15 protein-coding genes are annotated in these 14,987 nt (G+C 61.5%); 9 read left to right on the forward strand and 6 right to left on the reverse strand.

Features of this window, described 5'->3' with window-relative positions:
• Positions 1-18 precede the first annotated feature (18 nt).
• Positions 19-903 (reverse strand): acyl-CoA dehydrogenase, encoded by an 885-nt coding sequence (locus tag J3A98_RS19415; RefSeq protein WP_209967853.1) that lies wholly within the window; start codon positions 901-903, stop codon positions 19-21.
• Positions 904-1,063: 160 nt separating this feature from the next.
• Here J3A98_RS19415 and olsB point away from each other — a divergent pair, with 160 nt between their 5' ends.
• Positions 1,064-1,819 (forward strand): L-ornithine N(alpha)-acyltransferase, encoded by a 756-nt coding sequence (olsB, locus tag J3A98_RS19420; protein WP_003255175.1) that lies wholly within the window; start codon positions 1,064-1,066, stop codon positions 1,817-1,819.
• Positions 1,819-2,607: a lysophospholipid acyltransferase family protein gene (locus J3A98_RS19425; protein ID WP_209967854.1), complete on the forward strand. Its 789-nt coding sequence runs from the start codon at positions 1,819-1,821 to the stop codon at positions 2,605-2,607. The genes olsB and J3A98_RS19425 overlap by 1 nt, the downstream gene beginning before the upstream one ends.
• Before the next feature lie 112 nt (positions 2,608-2,719).
• Here J3A98_RS19425 and J3A98_RS19430 read toward each other — a convergent pair whose 3' ends face one another.
• The gene (locus tag J3A98_RS19430; RefSeq protein WP_176683765.1) at positions 2,720-3,304 is read right to left on the reverse strand and encodes an ACP phosphodiesterase; all 585 of its coding nucleotides are present in this window, start codon (positions 3,302-3,304) and stop codon (positions 2,720-2,722) included.
• 150 nt (positions 3,305-3,454) lie between these two features.
• On the opposite strand from J3A98_RS19430, the gene J3A98_RS19435 reads away from it, so the two are divergent.
• The gene (locus tag J3A98_RS19435; protein ID WP_003255178.1) at positions 3,455-3,757 is read left to right on the forward strand and encodes a helix-turn-helix transcriptional regulator; all 303 of its coding nucleotides are present in this window, start codon (positions 3,455-3,457) and stop codon (positions 3,755-3,757) included.
• Between the two features lie 17 nt (positions 3,758-3,774).
• Positions 3,775-4,824: an alkene reductase gene (locus J3A98_RS19440; protein WP_176683766.1), complete on the forward strand. Its 1,050-nt coding sequence runs from the start codon at positions 3,775-3,777 to the stop codon at positions 4,822-4,824.
• Between the two features lie 109 nt (positions 4,825-4,933).
• On the opposite strand, the gene J3A98_RS19445 is transcribed toward J3A98_RS19440, so the two are convergent.
• From J3A98_RS19445 to J3A98_RS19455, 3 genes are all read right to left on the reverse strand, one after another.
• On the reverse strand, positions 4,934-5,803 hold the full coding sequence (locus tag J3A98_RS19445) for an ATPase (RefSeq protein WP_176683767.1): 870 nt from the start codon (positions 5,801-5,803) through the stop codon (positions 4,934-4,936).
• Between the two features lie 73 nt (positions 5,804-5,876).
• The gene (locus tag J3A98_RS19450; RefSeq protein WP_209967856.1) at positions 5,877-6,869 is read right to left on the reverse strand and encodes an NAD(P)-dependent oxidoreductase; all 993 of its coding nucleotides are present in this window, start codon (positions 6,867-6,869) and stop codon (positions 5,877-5,879) included.
• A 49-nt stretch (positions 6,870-6,918) separates the two neighbouring features.
• Positions 6,919-7,809 (reverse strand): LysR family transcriptional regulator ArgP, encoded by an 891-nt coding sequence (locus tag J3A98_RS19455; RefSeq protein WP_209967858.1) that lies wholly within the window; start codon positions 7,807-7,809, stop codon positions 6,919-6,921.
• Between the two features lie 101 nt (positions 7,810-7,910).
• Here J3A98_RS19455 and J3A98_RS19460 point away from each other — a divergent pair, with 101 nt between their 5' ends.
• Positions 7,911-8,510 carry a LysE/ArgO family amino acid transporter gene (locus J3A98_RS19460; protein WP_003255185.1) on the forward strand — a complete coding sequence of 200 codons (600 nt, stop codon included), beginning with the start codon at positions 7,911-7,913 and terminating at the stop codon, positions 8,508-8,510.
• Between the two features lie 271 nt (positions 8,511-8,781).
• On the forward strand, positions 8,782-9,378 hold the full coding sequence (locus J3A98_RS19465; protein ID WP_003255187.1) for a Fe-Mn family superoxide dismutase: 597 nt from the start codon (positions 8,782-8,784) through the stop codon (positions 9,376-9,378).
• 153 nt (positions 9,379-9,531) lie between these two features.
• Here the strand turns inward: J3A98_RS19465 and J3A98_RS19470 are convergent, their stop codons facing one another.
• Entirely contained in the window at positions 9,532-10,281 is a 750-nt protein-coding gene (locus J3A98_RS19470; RefSeq protein ID WP_176683770.1) for a TIM barrel protein, read from the reverse strand.
• Positions 10,282-10,474: 193 nt separating this feature from the next.
• Between J3A98_RS19470 and J3A98_RS19475 the strand changes: the two genes are divergently transcribed.
• The 3 genes from J3A98_RS19475 (at position 10,475) to J3A98_RS19485 (ending at position 14,965) form a co-directional block, all read left to right on the forward strand.
• Entirely contained in the window at positions 10,475-11,377 is a 903-nt protein-coding gene (locus tag J3A98_RS19475; protein ID WP_104886648.1) for a GntR family transcriptional regulator, read from the forward strand.
• Between the two features lie 206 nt (positions 11,378-11,583).
• Positions 11,584-14,040 (forward strand): membrane-bound PQQ-dependent dehydrogenase, glucose/quinate/shikimate family, encoded by a 2,457-nt coding sequence (locus tag J3A98_RS19480; protein WP_209967860.1) that lies wholly within the window; start codon positions 11,584-11,586, stop codon positions 14,038-14,040.
• A 187-nt stretch (positions 14,041-14,227) separates the two neighbouring features.
• Positions 14,228-14,965 (forward strand): TSUP family transporter, encoded by a 738-nt coding sequence (locus J3A98_RS19485; RefSeq protein ID WP_209967861.1) that lies wholly within the window; start codon positions 14,228-14,230, stop codon positions 14,963-14,965.
• Positions 14,966-14,987: the final 22 nt, after the last annotated feature.

The following is a 14,987-nucleotide window of genomic DNA, read 5'->3' on the forward strand; positions in this document are numbered from 1 at the left end:
ACCCGTGTCAGCCAGTCATTACAACCCCGCAGCAACCCAAGCCTTGTTCAGCCGCTTCTCCCGCGCCGACGCCGCCAGCGCCATCACCCCCTGGTCACGCTGCCAGATTTGCGCCCAATGCACCGGCCCTGCCGCCAACGCTGCATCGATCTCCCCCCGCAACGCCTGGAACTGCGCAAACAACCCGCCCAGCAACAAGTGACACCCCATGCTATCGGCACACTGCCGGCTCCCCTCGGCACAGCCGGCCAAAAGCCCGAGCAACTGCAGGCGCAGCCCCTGCGGCCAGGCGCACTCCTGCCCCACGCCATACAACCAGGCGGTCAGCGCCGTGAGTACATACAAGTCCTCCAGCGAACGGAACGGCTTCACATAGGCATCCCAGCCGTCACCGGCCAGCAACTCGCACGATGCCTGCTCCAGCAGCAATCGGCCATGACCGACTTCCGGCATCAGCGGCAGGGTTGGCAATGGCTCCAGTGTCACCCCCGGCTCCCCGGGGTAAACCACCGCCAGGCTCAGTTGCGGCGCAGCGCCAGCCGCTTCGCTACGCGCCGCCACCAGCAACCACTCCGCCTCCAGCCCCGCGGTAACGAAGTCTTTGCAACCCGACAGCCGCAGAGCGTCCAGCCGTGTGTGCATGTCTGCCGGCCGCACGCTGCGCCGCTCGGTGGCACACAAGGCGCCAAGGCTGTGCGGCGCACTGGGCCACAGCACGCGAAGGGCAGCCTGGTAACCCACCAGGAAGGCCAGGCCCGGGGTGGCCATTGCACGCCCGCCCAGTACCGCCAGTTCGAACGGGGCAACCGGGCCGAGGCGCTCAAGCAGCGCGGCGTAGGTTTCGCCCAGGGTGTCTGTCGGCGCGAGGCGAAGCGGATCGTTGAGTCGTTGCAACCAGGCCATGGAACAGCTCCTTGCTGGAGGGCTTTCAGTTAAGGCTCAGGGTGTGTCACGCAAGCATCACCAAAGATTCACAGGGGTGACACTGGGTCTACCTAGGCTGACTTTGCACAACAAAGCCGACCGGCCGCAACCCTTCTTGGCTGGCTTATGGAGACTCGTAATGACTCGGATCGCTACCGCTGGCGACTACAGCACTGAACGCCGTCTGCAAGCCGAACGCCTGGTTGGCGCCGCAGCGCTGCAAGAAGCCCAGGCCCTGCGCTATACAGTATTCAGCGCAGAGTTCAAGGCCAAGCTCAAAGGTGCCGAGCAAGGCCTGGACATGGACGACTACGACGTGCACTGCCGCCACATTGGTGTACGCGACCTGAGCACCGGCGAACTGGTTGCCACCACCCGCCTGCTCGATCACCAGGCTGCCAGCAGCCTGGGCCGGTTCTACAGCGAAGAAGAGTTCAGCCTGCACGGCCTGTTGCAGCTGCAAGGCCCGATCCTCGAGCTGGGCCGTACCTGCGTAGCCCCCGACTACCGCAACGGCGGCACCATCGCCGTGCTCTGGGGCGAACTGGCCGAGGTGCTCAACGAGGGCCGCTACAGCTATCTGATGGGCTGCGCCAGTATCCCCATGCAGGACGGCGGCGTGCAGGCCCATGCAGTGATGCAGCGCCTGCGTGAGCGTTACCTGTGCACCGAACACCTGCGTGCCGAGCCGAAAAACCCGCTGCCGAAACTGGCCTTGCCCAATAACGTCATTGCCGAAATGCCACCGCTGCTCAAGGCCTACATGCGCCTGGGGGCGAAAATTTGTGGCGAGCCATGCTGGGACGAAGATTTCCAGGTGGCCGACGTGTTCATCCTGCTCAAACGCGACGAGCTGTGCCCACGCTACGCCCGCCACTTCAAGGCGGCGGTCTGATGCCGAAGTTGCGGGTACTGGCCCGCCTCATCCGACTGCTGCTGGTGCTGGCGCAGGGCATGCTGATGGCCAGCATTATCGCCTTGGGTGAGCGCCTGGGCTTCAAGGCGCCGATCGAACGGCGCCAGCGCTGGACCTGTCTGTTCATGAAACGCCTGGTCGCCGCCCTGCCCTTCGACGTGAAGGTAGTTGGCGAACTTCCACAGCGGCCGATGCTGTGGGTCAGCAATCATGTTTCCTGGACCGACATTCCCCTGCTTGGCATGCTCACGCCTCTGTCTTTCCTGTCCAAGGCCGAAGTGCGTCACTGGCCGGTGGCCGGCTGGCTGGCGGAAAAGGCCGGCACGCTGTTCATTCGCCGTGGTGGTGGCGACAGTCAGCGCCTGCGCGAACAGATCGCCGGGCAACTGGGGCTGGCTCGTCCGCTGTTGATCTTCCCCGAAGGCACCACTACCAGCGGCCGCACGTTGCGCACCTTTCATGGCCGCCTGCTGGCAGGTGCCATCGACCGTGGCGTGGCGGTGCAGCCAGTCGCTGTTCAGTACCTGCGTGATGGCCAGATCGACCCGGTAGCGCCGTTCATCGGTGAAGACGACCTGGTGTCGCACCTGATGCGCCTGTTTGCCCTGCCGCGGGGCGAGGTGTGCATCCACCTGCTGCAGCCTATCGGTAGCGTGGGCAAGGAACGTGCAGTGCTGGCGTTGCAGGCACAGCAGGCGATTCACCTGACGCTGTTCGGGGTTGAAGACGTAAAGATGGCGCCACGTCGGCAGGCGCGGGCTGCCTGAATGCTTGCACGGCCTGTTCTGGCCCTTTCGCGGGTGAACCCGCTCCTACACCGATCGCATTCCCCGTAGGAGCGGGTTTACCCGCGAAGAGGCCAGTATCACCCACACACCTCTAACGGTCAGACATCCGCCCTACCGCCGCAAATGCCTGCAACTGCGGGTAAAACTCGCGAAAATCCGCCAGCAGCGGCTCATACAGCCGCTCCAGTTCCACCATCACCCCAACCATCCCCTCAGGCCGCGACAAGCGTCGGGCAATACCGTTGAACACCTGCTCCAGAGTGGCAAAATCGCCATACGCCCCGAGCCAGTCATCCGCTGCCATGAACGGCGCAATCCGCGCCAACCGTCCAGGCAGCTCGGGCTCTGCCAGCAGTACCCGATAAAACGCGCCAGTGAACTGCTCCAGCGGCTGCTCGGCGTAATGGCTCCAATGCCGTGCCAGGCAATGGTCGAAAAACACATCCAGGACGATGCCGGCAAAGCGCCGCCGCTCGCGCGGAAAACGTGCCAGAGCCGCCAGCACCAACGGGTGCTGGTCAGTGTAACTGTCGATATGCCGGTGCAGCCGGATGGCCGCCTCCAGCGCGGGCGGAAAGCGCCCTTCCAACGAGCCTTTGACAAAGTCGCCGTAAAGGCTGCCAAGCAATTGTTGCGGCGCCGGGCCGCCCAGGTGCAAGTGTGCGAGGTAGTTCATGAGCGCAGTCTAGCACCGCCGCCCGACATATCGTTATAACGCGATATATCGATTCGTGCTCAGCTCAGAACGCCTTCGTATTTGTATATCGAAATACAGCGAATTATATTTCGTCCTATCGCGATATACCGCTACAGCGAACCTCAAACCATGCCACTCGATCTCGACGAAATCATAAAGGCACTGGCCCACCCGGTCAGGCGAGAAATTCTCAGCTGGCTGAAAGACCCGGCAACCCAGTTCCCAGACCAGTACCACAGCACCGAAAACGGTGTGTGTGCCGGGCAAATCGACCAACGCTGCGGCCTGTCGCAGTCGACCGTCTCTGCCCACCTGGCCACGTTGCAGCGCGCCGGGCTTATCAGCAGCCAGAAGATCGGCCAATGGCACTTCTTCAAACGCGACGAAGCCACCATCCAGGCGTTTCTCGAACAACTGCGCCAAGCACTTTGACAAGGCAGGTAACCGCTATGACCACGCTTTTCGATCCGATCAAACTGGGCGACCTGCAACTGCCCAACCGTATCATCATGGCCCCGCTGACCCGCTGCCGCGCCGATGAAGGCCGCGTGCCCAATGCGCTGATGGCCGAATACTACGTACAACGTGCCAGCGCCGGGCTGATCCTCAGCGAGGCGACTTCGGTCAGCCCCATGGGCGTCGGCTACCCAGATACCCCCGGCATCTGGAACGATGAACAGGTACGTGGCTGGAACAACGTGACAAAGGCCGTGCATGCCGCGGGCGGTCGCATCTTCCTGCAACTGTGGCACGTGGGTCGTATCTCCCACCCCAGCTATCTGAATGGCGAACTGCCTGTGGCCCCCAGCGCGATCCAGCCCAAGGGCCATGTGAGCCTGGTGCGCCCACTGAGTGACTACCCTACCCCGCGGGCGCTGGAAACCGAAGAAATCAACGACATCGTCGAGGCCTACCGCAGTGGTGCCGAAAATGCCAAGGCTGCCGGTTTCGATGGTGTGGAGATCCATGGCGCCAACGGTTACCTGCTCGACCAGTTCCTGCAAAGCAGCACCAACCAGCGCACCGACCGTTACGGTGGCTCGCTGGAAAACCGCGCGCGCCTGTTGCTGGAGGTGACCGATGCGGCCATTGAAGTGTGGGGCGCGCAGCGCGTAGGTGTGCACCTGGCACCGCGTACCGACGCCCACGACATGGGCGACGCCGACCGCGCCGAGACCTTCACCTATGTGGCCCGAGAGCTGGGCAAACGCGGCATCGCCTTCATCTGCTCACGGGAGCGGGAAGCCGACGACAGCATCGGGCCGCTGATCAAAGAGGCATTCGGTGGCCCGTACATCGTCAACGAGCGGTTCGACAAGGCCAGTGCCAATGCGGCCTTGGCCAGTGGCAAAGCGGATGCCGTGGCGTTTGGAGTGCCATTCATCGCCAACCCCGACCTGCCGGCACGGCTGGCAGCGGATGCACCGTTGAACGAGGCACACCCCGAAACCTTCTATGGCAAGGGGCCGGTGGGTTACATCGATTATCCGCGGTTGTGATCGAGGGCCATTCGCGGGCACGCCCGCTCCCACCGGTACAGCGAAAAGCTTGAAAGCTGTTCTTGATCCTGTGGGAGCGATCGTGCCCGCGAACAAGGCTCAGCTGATGTCACGGACGGGCGTTGATCTGTTGCTGCAGGTTCTGAATCTGGCTCTGCAGCGTATTCAGGTTACGCGTCATCTGCGCACGGAAGGCATCGAACTCCTTCACCGAAGCACCACTGGAGGACGCCGCAGCCGGGCGGTTGTCGATCTGGCTCTTGAGCACGACCATGTCCTGCTCCAGGCTCTGGATAGCCGCACTCGGGTTGCCCTGCTTCTTCAACGCTGCCACCTCGCCACCCAAACTCTTGAGCTGGCCGTCCAGCTTGCCGCCATCCACCTGCGCAGCCTTCAGCGCGGCAACCTGCTCGTTCAGGCTCTTCAACTGGGCATCAAGCTTGCCACCATCGACCTGGCCCGAACGCAGCGCCGCCAGCTCACCATTCACCAGCTTCAACTGCGCCTGCAACTGGCTTTGCAGCTCGGTCACGGCCTTCTGCTGTTCTCGGGTATCGGCCAGCACCTGCTCCAGACGCTTGCCCAGGTCGCCGGTCTGTCCGGCAACACCCTTCTGCAACTGGCGCAGCTGCAGCTTCAATGCCTCAGTGCTGGTAGTGGCGCCTGACTCGCTGGCCGCCACTTTGCCACTGATCGCCTGAAGTCGCCCAGCCGCCTCCTCACTGATGCGGGCAAAGCTTTCCTGGGTCGCCACCAGTTGCTGCTCCATCAGCGAGATCTGCTGGAAGCTCCACCAGCCCAGGCCCGCCAACGCGATGAACGAGGCACCGATCAAAGCCCACAACGGCGCCGTGCTGGCCCCGCGGGTGGCTTTCTGGCGGCTGCGCATCACATGCGCCGGTATCAGTTCGTCATCATCAACGGTGCCCGCACGCAAGGCAGGCACGTCATCGAAGTCATCGTGAGCATGGTTACGCATGTAGAGATTCAACCGCGGTAGTCACAAAGAGGCACGAGTATAAACCGCCAACGGGGTGCATTGATGACCATTATCAGCCGGGCGGCAAATGCTTCCACCAGCCACAGAATTCATCCACCGCCGTCCACAGGCTGACCTTGGGCTCATAGCCCAGGTACTGCCGGGCACGGCTGATATCCAGGGTGAAATCACGGCTCATCACCTGCATCCCCAGGCGCGACAAGGTCGGTTGCGGACGCCCTGGCCATAACATGCAGGCCGCCTCGTTCAGCGCGGCCAGGCTGTAGGCAAGGCCATAGGAACGGTAGCGGGTCACCTGGGGAAGCTGCATCTGGCGCATCACGTAGTTGACCACGTCCCACAGCGGCAGTGGCTGGCCGTTGCTTATGTTGTAAGCCTGGCCCAGCGCCCGGTCATCAGCGAACAATGCACTCAGCAGCGCCTCGTTGAGGTTGTGGACACTGGTGAAATCGACCTTGTTCAGGCCATTACCGATGATCGCCACACGCCCTTTGCGCTGCATCTGCATCAGCCGCGGGAAGATACTGGCATCGCCAGCGCCGGTGACGAATCGCGGACGCAGCGCCAGCACTTCCAGGCCGAACTCCTGGGCACCAAACACTTTCTGCTCGGCCAGGTACTTGGTTTGCCCATAGTGATCGTGGAAGCGACGCGGCACCTGGTCTTCACGGATGTCCAGACGCGAACGGCCATTGAAATAGATCGACGGCGAAGACAGATGCACCAGGCGCCGCACATGCTCCTTCAGGCAGCCCTCGACCACGTTCTCGGTCACCACCACGTTGCCCTGGTAGAAATCCTGATAGCGCCCCCAGTTCCCCACCGCGCCAGCGCAGTGCATCACGGCTTCGACACCCTGGCACAAACGCCGGGCCAGCTCGGCGTCACCCAGGTCGCCCGGGATGAACTGTGCGCCACGCTTGACCAGGTGCTCGACCCCTTCGGCACGGCGGCCGCTGACGCGCACGTCCAGGCCTTGCTCCAGGGCGAAACGCGCAAAGCGCCCGCCAATGAAGCCACTCGCGCCGGTGACCAGAATTCGCATGTAACACTCCGTCTTGCCAGATTTCAGATGCAACTGACGCCAGCCATGGCTACAAGGGCACCAGCCAATGTTGTGCGGTGTGCCGCAGGTGGTCGGTCAATTGCGCGAGCAATTGCCCGCCATTGCGCCAATGATGCCAGTACAGCGGTACATCGATGGGGGTATCGCGACAGATTTCCACCAATTGCCCACTGGCCAGTTGCTCCCGGGCCTGCAGTTCGGGCACCAGGCCCCACCCCAACCCAGCCTCGGTCATGCGCAGGAAGCCTTCGGATGAAGGGCACAGGTGGTGCAGGAAACCACCCTCTATGCCCAGCGATGCCAGGTAGCGATGCTGCAGAAAATCGTCCGGGCCGTACACGATCGCCGGGGTACGGGCCAAGCGGCTGGCGACAAAACCTTGGGGGAAGTGCCGCTCCATGAACACGGGACTGGCCAGCGCCCGGTAGCGCATGGCCCCCAGTGGCAAACTGCGTGCGCCGGCTACCGGCCGCTCACTCCCACACAGGCAGGCTGCCACTTCGCCGGCACGCATGCGTTTAAGGCCCACTTCCTGGTCCTCAACCACCAGGTCGGTCAGCACGTTCTGTTGTGCGCAGAAGTTGCCCACCGCGCCGGCCCACCAAGTGGCCAGGCTATCGGCGTTGAGGGCGATGCGCAGGCGCTCCGGCATGCCCTCTTCGTCCAGCGCCGGTACCTGGCGCTGCAGGTCGCGCTCGAGCAGGCGCACCTGCTGCACATGGTTGAGTAGCTGGCGGCCGACTTCGGTCGTGCCGGGCGGCGTGGCACGCACCAGTACCGGCTGGCCGACCCGCGCCTCAAGCAACTTGATGCGCTGGGAAATGGCCGACTGCGACAAGCCCAGTACCTGCGCTGCACGCTCGAAACCGCCTTGTTCGATCACTGCCGCAAGGGCAGCCAGCAGCTTGTAGTCGAACATCGATTTTCCTAATGGGTGATCAGCTTTATTTGTTTTTCTTATACAGCGCCGAACATCACAATGGCCAGCATCTTCCGTGACCCTTTTTGGAGAGCCCTGCCATGTGGCAAAGCTATCTCAATGGCATGCTTGTGGCCTTCGGCCTGATCATGGCCATCGGCGCCCAGAACGCCTTCGTCCTTGCCCAGAGCCTGCGCCGTGAGCATCATCTGCCGGTGGCAGCACTGTGCATCGTCTGTGATGCCATCCTCGTGGCCGCCGGGGTATTCGGCCTGGCCACCGTGCTGGCACATAATCCGACCTTGCTGGCGATTGCCCGTTGGGGCGGCGCGGTGTTCCTGATCTGGTACGGCGCCAAGGCGCTGCGTAGCGCCTGCTCCAAGCAGAGCCTGCAGCACCAGCAAGGCCAGGGCGTTCGCTCACGTCGCGCCGTGCTGCTCAGCGCCCTGGCGGTGACCCTGCTGAACCCGCACGTGTACCTCGACACGGTGTTGCTGATCGGCTCGCTGGGCGCCCAACAGTCCGCCCCTGGCGCCTACGTGGCCGGGGCGGCCAGCGCTTCGCTGCTGTGGTTCTCGACCCTGGCCATTGGCGCGGCGTGGCTGGCACCGTGGCTGGCGCGGCCGGCGACCTGGCGCATGCTCGACCTGATGGTGGCAGTGATGATGTTTGCGGTGGCTGCGCAACTGATCTTCAACTGACCTCGGGGCTTGGCGCGGCATATTCATCGACTGCAAGATCGAGCGACACTCAGTCTCACAGGCAACACCCGCGCAACGGCGAGCCGCCGGTCGGCTCAGCCCAACCCCTCCGGAACCTCTATTCCCTATGTTTGTTGCGTGGTTATGCGCCGGGCCCAGTGCTATGATCCAGCGCTTGCGTCGCAAAGAGTACAGACTCGCCGACGCTTATCGGGCCGCCCGTGATCGGCCTTGCGCAAACCGCAAACAGACCTGAATCAGGAGATCCACCATGGCTTTTGAATTGCCGCCGCTGCCGTACGCCCATGATGCCCTGCAGCCGCACATCTCCAAGGAAACCCTGGAGTATCACCACGACAAGCACCACAACACCTATGTCGTGAACCTGAACAACCTGGTCCCAGGCACCGAATTCGAAGGCAAGACCCTGGAAGAGATCGTCAAGAGCTCTTCGGGCGGCATCTTCAACAACGCCGCTCAAGTCTGGAACCACACCTTCTACTGGAACTGCCTGTCGCCAAACGGCGGCGGCCAGCCGACCGGTGCCCTGGCTGACGCCATCAACGCCGCTTTCGGTTCCTTCGACAAGTTCAAGGAAGAGTTCACCAAGACTTCGGTTGGCACCTTCGGTTCCGGCTGGGGCTGGCTGGTGAAGAAAGCTGACGGTTCCCTGGCCCTGGCCAGCACCATCGGCGCCGGCTGCCCACTGACCAGCGGCGACACCCCGCTGCTGACCTGCGACGTCTGGGAACACGCCTACTACATCGACTACCGCAACCTGCGTCCGAAGTACGTCGAGGCGTTCTGGAACCTGGTCAACTGGGCCTTCGTTGCCGAGCAGTTCGAAGGCAAGACCTTCAAGGCCTGAGTCCCTCAGCCTTGAGCAAGAAACCCGGCCACGTGCCGTAATGCTGTCAGTCCAGCATTGCCGCCCACGCCGGGCTTCCTCAAAAAACCGATGCCAGTCTTCTGGCATCGGTTTTTTTTCAAGGGATCTGGAACGGGCCAGCGCACAGGGCTTTCATGAAGCGTACTGACCAAGCCAGCCAAGGCTATCTGCGGTAGCGCCCTTAGGCCGGTACTCACACCCGACCCACCCCGCATACCCGCGCTGCTCCAGCGTCGCAAACAACCCTGCAATGTCCATCTGCCCCGTCCCCGGCTGATGCCGCCCAGGACAGTCGGCCACTTGCACATGCACCGTACGCTCAAAGAACTGTGCCAGCACATCGGCCGCATTTCCGGTCAACAACTGTGCATGGTAAAGATCAAGGATCAGCCCGAGACTCGCATGCGCCTCCAGCACCTGCTGTGCCTTGCTGAAGTCGGACATGTAATACCCTGGCATTTCCTGCGTGCAGATCACTTCGATCAATGGCCGCAGCCCCTGGTCCTCGAAAAATTTCACGGCATAGTCCAGGTTGCTCGCGTACACCTTGCCGGCGCCATCCTCGTGGGTTATCCCGGACATCAGGTGCACATCCGTACATGCCAGTGTGCGGGCATAGCTGGCTGCCTGGCGCAGCCCGTCACGAAACTCGGGCTCCTTGCCCGCCACCGCAGCAATGCCCTTGGAAACGCCAGCCGGTGCGGCAAACTGGATCAATGGCAACGCATACTTCGCCAGTTGATCAGCCAACAAACTCGCATCCAACTCATAGGGCGAGGGGAATTCCACCGCGCGAAATCCGGCGGCAGCAGCGGCTTCGATACGCTGCAGAAAAGGCAGTTCGTTGAACTGGAAGCCGAGGTGAGCATTGAATTTGAGCATGTGTAACGATCCATCCCGGGAAGAAAACATTCGTCGTTCCAAAGCCTGAGCCGCGGCTCCGGCGCTGCGCTGGCGGCAACTGCGCCAGCTCGCTGCGTGCAGATACTCAGGACCTTCGTGTGTGGTATTTTCCTGCCCCAGTCCGACCCAAATCTGCCGGATCGACTGAAGTCAATCATTCGGAATACAGCCTGTGATCAAGAAAGATCTCGCCCTGCAATTGGCCCCTCGCGTCATCGAGATGATCCGCGCCCGGTCGATGAAGGCCGGCGAGCCATTGCGCGAGCAGACCTTCGCCCAAGCCTTCGATGTCTCCCGCTCCCCCATCCGCAGGGTATTCGCCCTGCTCGCCGAGTGGAACATCGCGGTGCAGGAGCCCAATCGCGGCTATTTTCTGAAACAGGACGCCGGGCAGATCCAGGAAGCCACCGTACCGCCCGCCTGCGACCCCTTCGAAGACTTCTACCTGCGTGTGGTGGACGACATCCTCAACGGGGAAATCCCTGCCGAATTCTTTGAAGCCCAGCTACTGCGACGCTACTCTGTGCCTCGCGGGCAACTGCTCAAGGTCCTCAACCGGCTGGCAAGCGAAGCCATGGTGGAGCGCAAGCCCGGGCAAGGCTGGAGCCTCAACGAATTCGTGCACAACGCCCAGACCCACATCCAGAGCTACCGCTTCCGCATGGCCATCGAGCCGGCCGCACTGCGTGAGCCGGGCTACAACGTGAACCAGGCCGCCTTTGCCAAAGCCAGGGCGCAACAGCAGGCCATGCTCGACGGCGAGATTCACACGCTGTCACGTGCCCAACTGTTTGAAATCGGCGCCCAGTTTCACGAAATGATCGTGCAATGCTCGGGCAACCTCTTCTTCATCGATGCCATACGCCGGCAAAACCAGCTCAGACGCTTCATGAGCTACAAAGCCAACGTCGACCGCAGTCGCCTGATGACGCAATGCCTGGAGCACCTGCACCTGCTCGACCTGATAGAGTCCGGTCGGCGTGAAGAGGCCGCACGGTTTCTCTGGAAACATCTGGACGAAGTCGGCCGCCTCAAAACCGGCCAGGATGCCTTGCAGGAAAGCCAGCAGGCATAACCCTTCTCCTACCTTCCTCCAATCCCGCGCGTGAATCAGGCGTGGCAGCTTAGCCATTGCCTCCTTTTCATACAAGATACAAAATAGCCTGAAAAATCGGCGCCCCGAGTAAATCTTTCGTCGCTTATTGTATTTCGTTGCAATGATGAGCAATATTTACACCGCTCGGACGCACTGTGGCACCGAATCACACAGGAATGGATGCAATGGAACAAGGAACGTTGGCTAAAGGGACGGGGGTCTCGAGCCTTCTGTTCGGGGTGTACACGATTCTGCTGGCCCTGCTTGGCCTGACACTGGCCTATCAGGGAGGCGCGCTGGTCAATGCCGGTGGCTCGCCTTACTACGCGATGATGGGCACCGCATTGTTGCTGGCCGCCGCACTCATGGGCCTGAAGAAGGCGGTCGGAATCTACCTCTATGGCGCAGCATCCCTGGCCACCTACGGTTGGGCGATCTGGGAGTCGGGGTACAACGGCTGGGCCTATATTCCACGCCTCGCCTGGCTGGTACTGCTCAGTGTGATCTTTCTGGCTTTCTGGCCACTGGTCCGCCGCGACTTCACCAAAATCAACAAGGCACTGTATTTCAGCATCATGGGCGTGCTGCCGCTGCTGATGGCGGCCACCATCCTGGCACCGCTGTTTTTCCCGAACACCGTTCATCTGGCCGACTCGCCGGCTATCACCGCGCATTCACAGCAACCGTTCAGCCGCAGCACGGTGGCATCACCAGACGCCAACGTCGCCGCGTCTCACGACAAGACCAACTGGACCGCCTATGCTGGCTCGAACCTCGGCAACCACTATTCCGCTGCAGCGCAGATTACTCCAGCTAACGTTTCCGGCCTGGTCAAGGCGTGGGAATACCACCATGGCGATGTCAAACAGCCTGGCGAAAAAACCAAGTATCTGAACGAGGCGACCCCCATCAAGGTTGGCGACTCGCTGTATACCTGCACGCCGAAGCAAATCATCATTTCGTTGAACGCGACCACCGGCAAAGAAAACTGGCGCTACGATTCGAAAGTCGACCCGGACTACTTCGCCAACGGCGGTGCCTATTGCCGTGGTGTCTCGTACTACGAAGTACCCAATGCCAGCGGGCTGTGCGCCAAACGCATCATCTGGGGCACCAACGACATCCGACTGGGTGCAGTTGACGCGCTTACCGGGCAGGCCTGCCCAGACTTCGGCACGGCAGGCTTTGCCGACCTCAAGGACGGTCTAGGTACGTTCCGTAAAGGCTCCACCGGCATCACTTCCGCACCGCTGGTCATCCGCGGGGTGGTCATCACAGGTGGCCGGGTGCTGGACTCGGATGTGCGCCCGGCACCGTCAGGCGTGGTTCGCGCTTACGATGCAGTCAGCGGCCAACAAAAGTGGGCCTGGGATCTTGGCCGTCCCGATAGCACTGCCCCTGCCGACGCAGATGAAACCTATACGCTCAGCACGCCCAACTCATGGGCGCCGATTTCCGCCGACGACGAGCTGGGCCTGGTCTACATCACCACTGGTAATGCTGCAGGTGACTTCTATGGCGGTACCCGTACAGCACAGGAAGACAAGTTCAGCTCTTCACTGGTGGCCCTGGATGCCCTCACCGGCAAGGTCAAATGGCACTTCCAGACCGTCCATCACGACCTCTGGGACTACGACCTGAGCCCGCAACCGGCGCTGCTCGACTTCCCCACCGCCAACGGCCCACGCCCGGCAGTCATTCAAGCCACGAAGTCAGGCCAGTTGTTCGTCCTGGACCGAGCCACCGGCGAACCGCTGGTCGATATCTCGGAGGCTGCCGTCCCACAGGGCACGGCCCCTGGGGACTACACCGCGGCGACGCAACCGTTGTCACCGGGCATGCCGAGCACCATGGGCCGCCCATCGAAAACCCCGGAAGTGCTGAACGAAGCCAATGCTTGGGGCCTGACGCCGTTCGATCAACTGCAATGTCGCATCGAGTTTCGCCAGGCGCGTTACGAAGGGATCTTTACGCCACCGGTAGTCGGCCAGCAAAGCCTAATCTTCCCCGGGCACCATGGCGGCCTGAACTGGGGCGGCGTGATGGTGGACCTGCAGCGAGGCCTGCTGATCATCAACAACCAGCGGCTGCCGTACATGCAGGGGCTGGTTCCACGCGAGCAGCTCGACGCGATCAATGCCAAATCGTTTCAGGAGTCGCCCGGCAACAACCAGGGGTTCCGCGTCCAGGCCGGCCTGCCGTACGGGGCCATCAAGACCCCATGGATGTCGGCGCTGGAACAACCGTGCATCGCGCCACCTTGGGGGTTCATCTCCGCTATCGACCTGCGCACCCGTGAAGTGCACTGGAGCCGCCCATTCGGCACCGGCTATGACAGCGGCCCCTTTGGCATCGCCTCGAAACTGCGCTTCGAAATCGGAACACCGAGCGATGCCACCGGCGTGGCTACAGCCGGCGGCGTGACCTTCATCGGCGCTGCCATCGACCGTTTCATGCGCGCCTACAACAGCGAAAGTGGTGAATTGCTGTGGGAAGAACGCCTACCGGCCGGCAACCAGGCGTCGCCCCTGACCTACGTGAGCGAAGGCCGCCAGTACGTGGTTGCCGTGGTCGGCGGGCATGACCGGATTCCGACCAAGCTGGGTGACAGCATCATTGCCTGGGCGCTGCCGGAGAAATAGCGAACCCACGGCATAAAGGCGCTGCGGCAATAAAGGCCAAGCGCCACCATCCCCACGTTCAACCATTCATCAATAGCCGATGGCGCGCCGTGCGCTATCGGGTAGCTGCGTGCGCGCCAAAACAGCAACGCGCCACTGCGCAACCAAAGTGCCCACTTGAATTCATGTCAATCAGACAGGAGTGACAATGTTCGAACTATCCGCTGGCCTGTATGTTTTGGTGGGCGTCAGCTTTCTGACTTCGTTGATGACTGCCGCTATTGGCGTAGGTGGAGGGATTGGCCTGTTGGCAGTCATGCCGCAGTTCCTGCCCATTTCTGCTGTGGTCCCCGTACATGGCCTGATTCAGATGGTCAGTAACGGCAGCCGCTTCGCCTTCGATTACAAACACGCGAAAATCGAAATTCTCCCGCGTTATGTGATCGGCTGCCTTTCAGGGGCCGCTATCGGTTACTTCTTCATCGGGCACTTCCCGGAGAAGTACCTGTCGTTGATTCTCGGCATCTTCATCCTGGCGATTACCTGGACCCAGCTGGTCGCCTCGCTCGGCTTTGTCCTGAAAAACTTTGCCATCGTTGGCTTTCTGCAAACTTTTCTATCTCTGTTTGTTGCCGTCACCGGGCTTATTTCCCAACCGATCCTGATGAAGATGAACATTAACAAGGATCAAGTCATCGTCACCCACGCCATGCAAATGAGTGTACTGCATGGCCTGAAAGTAACCGCCTTTGTCATTGCCGGCTTTGCCTTCATGGACTATGCCCAGTTGATCATCATCATGATCACGGCCTCCACCGCCGGTTCCTACCTAGGCGGGTTCCTTCGAGATCGAATATCGCAACGGGTTGGCGCCACCCTGCTTAAAGCCGGGGTGACGTTCTTCGGTTTGAAAATGATTGCGGACCATTTTATTCAGAACATCTGAAGTTCATCCATTCAAACAAGGA

Origin of the sequence: Pseudomonas sp. BP6 (assembly GCF_017875935.1) — a bacterium.
Taxonomy (GTDB): Bacteria; Pseudomonadota; Gammaproteobacteria; order Pseudomonadales; family Pseudomonadaceae; genus Aquipseudomonas; species Aquipseudomonas putida_Y.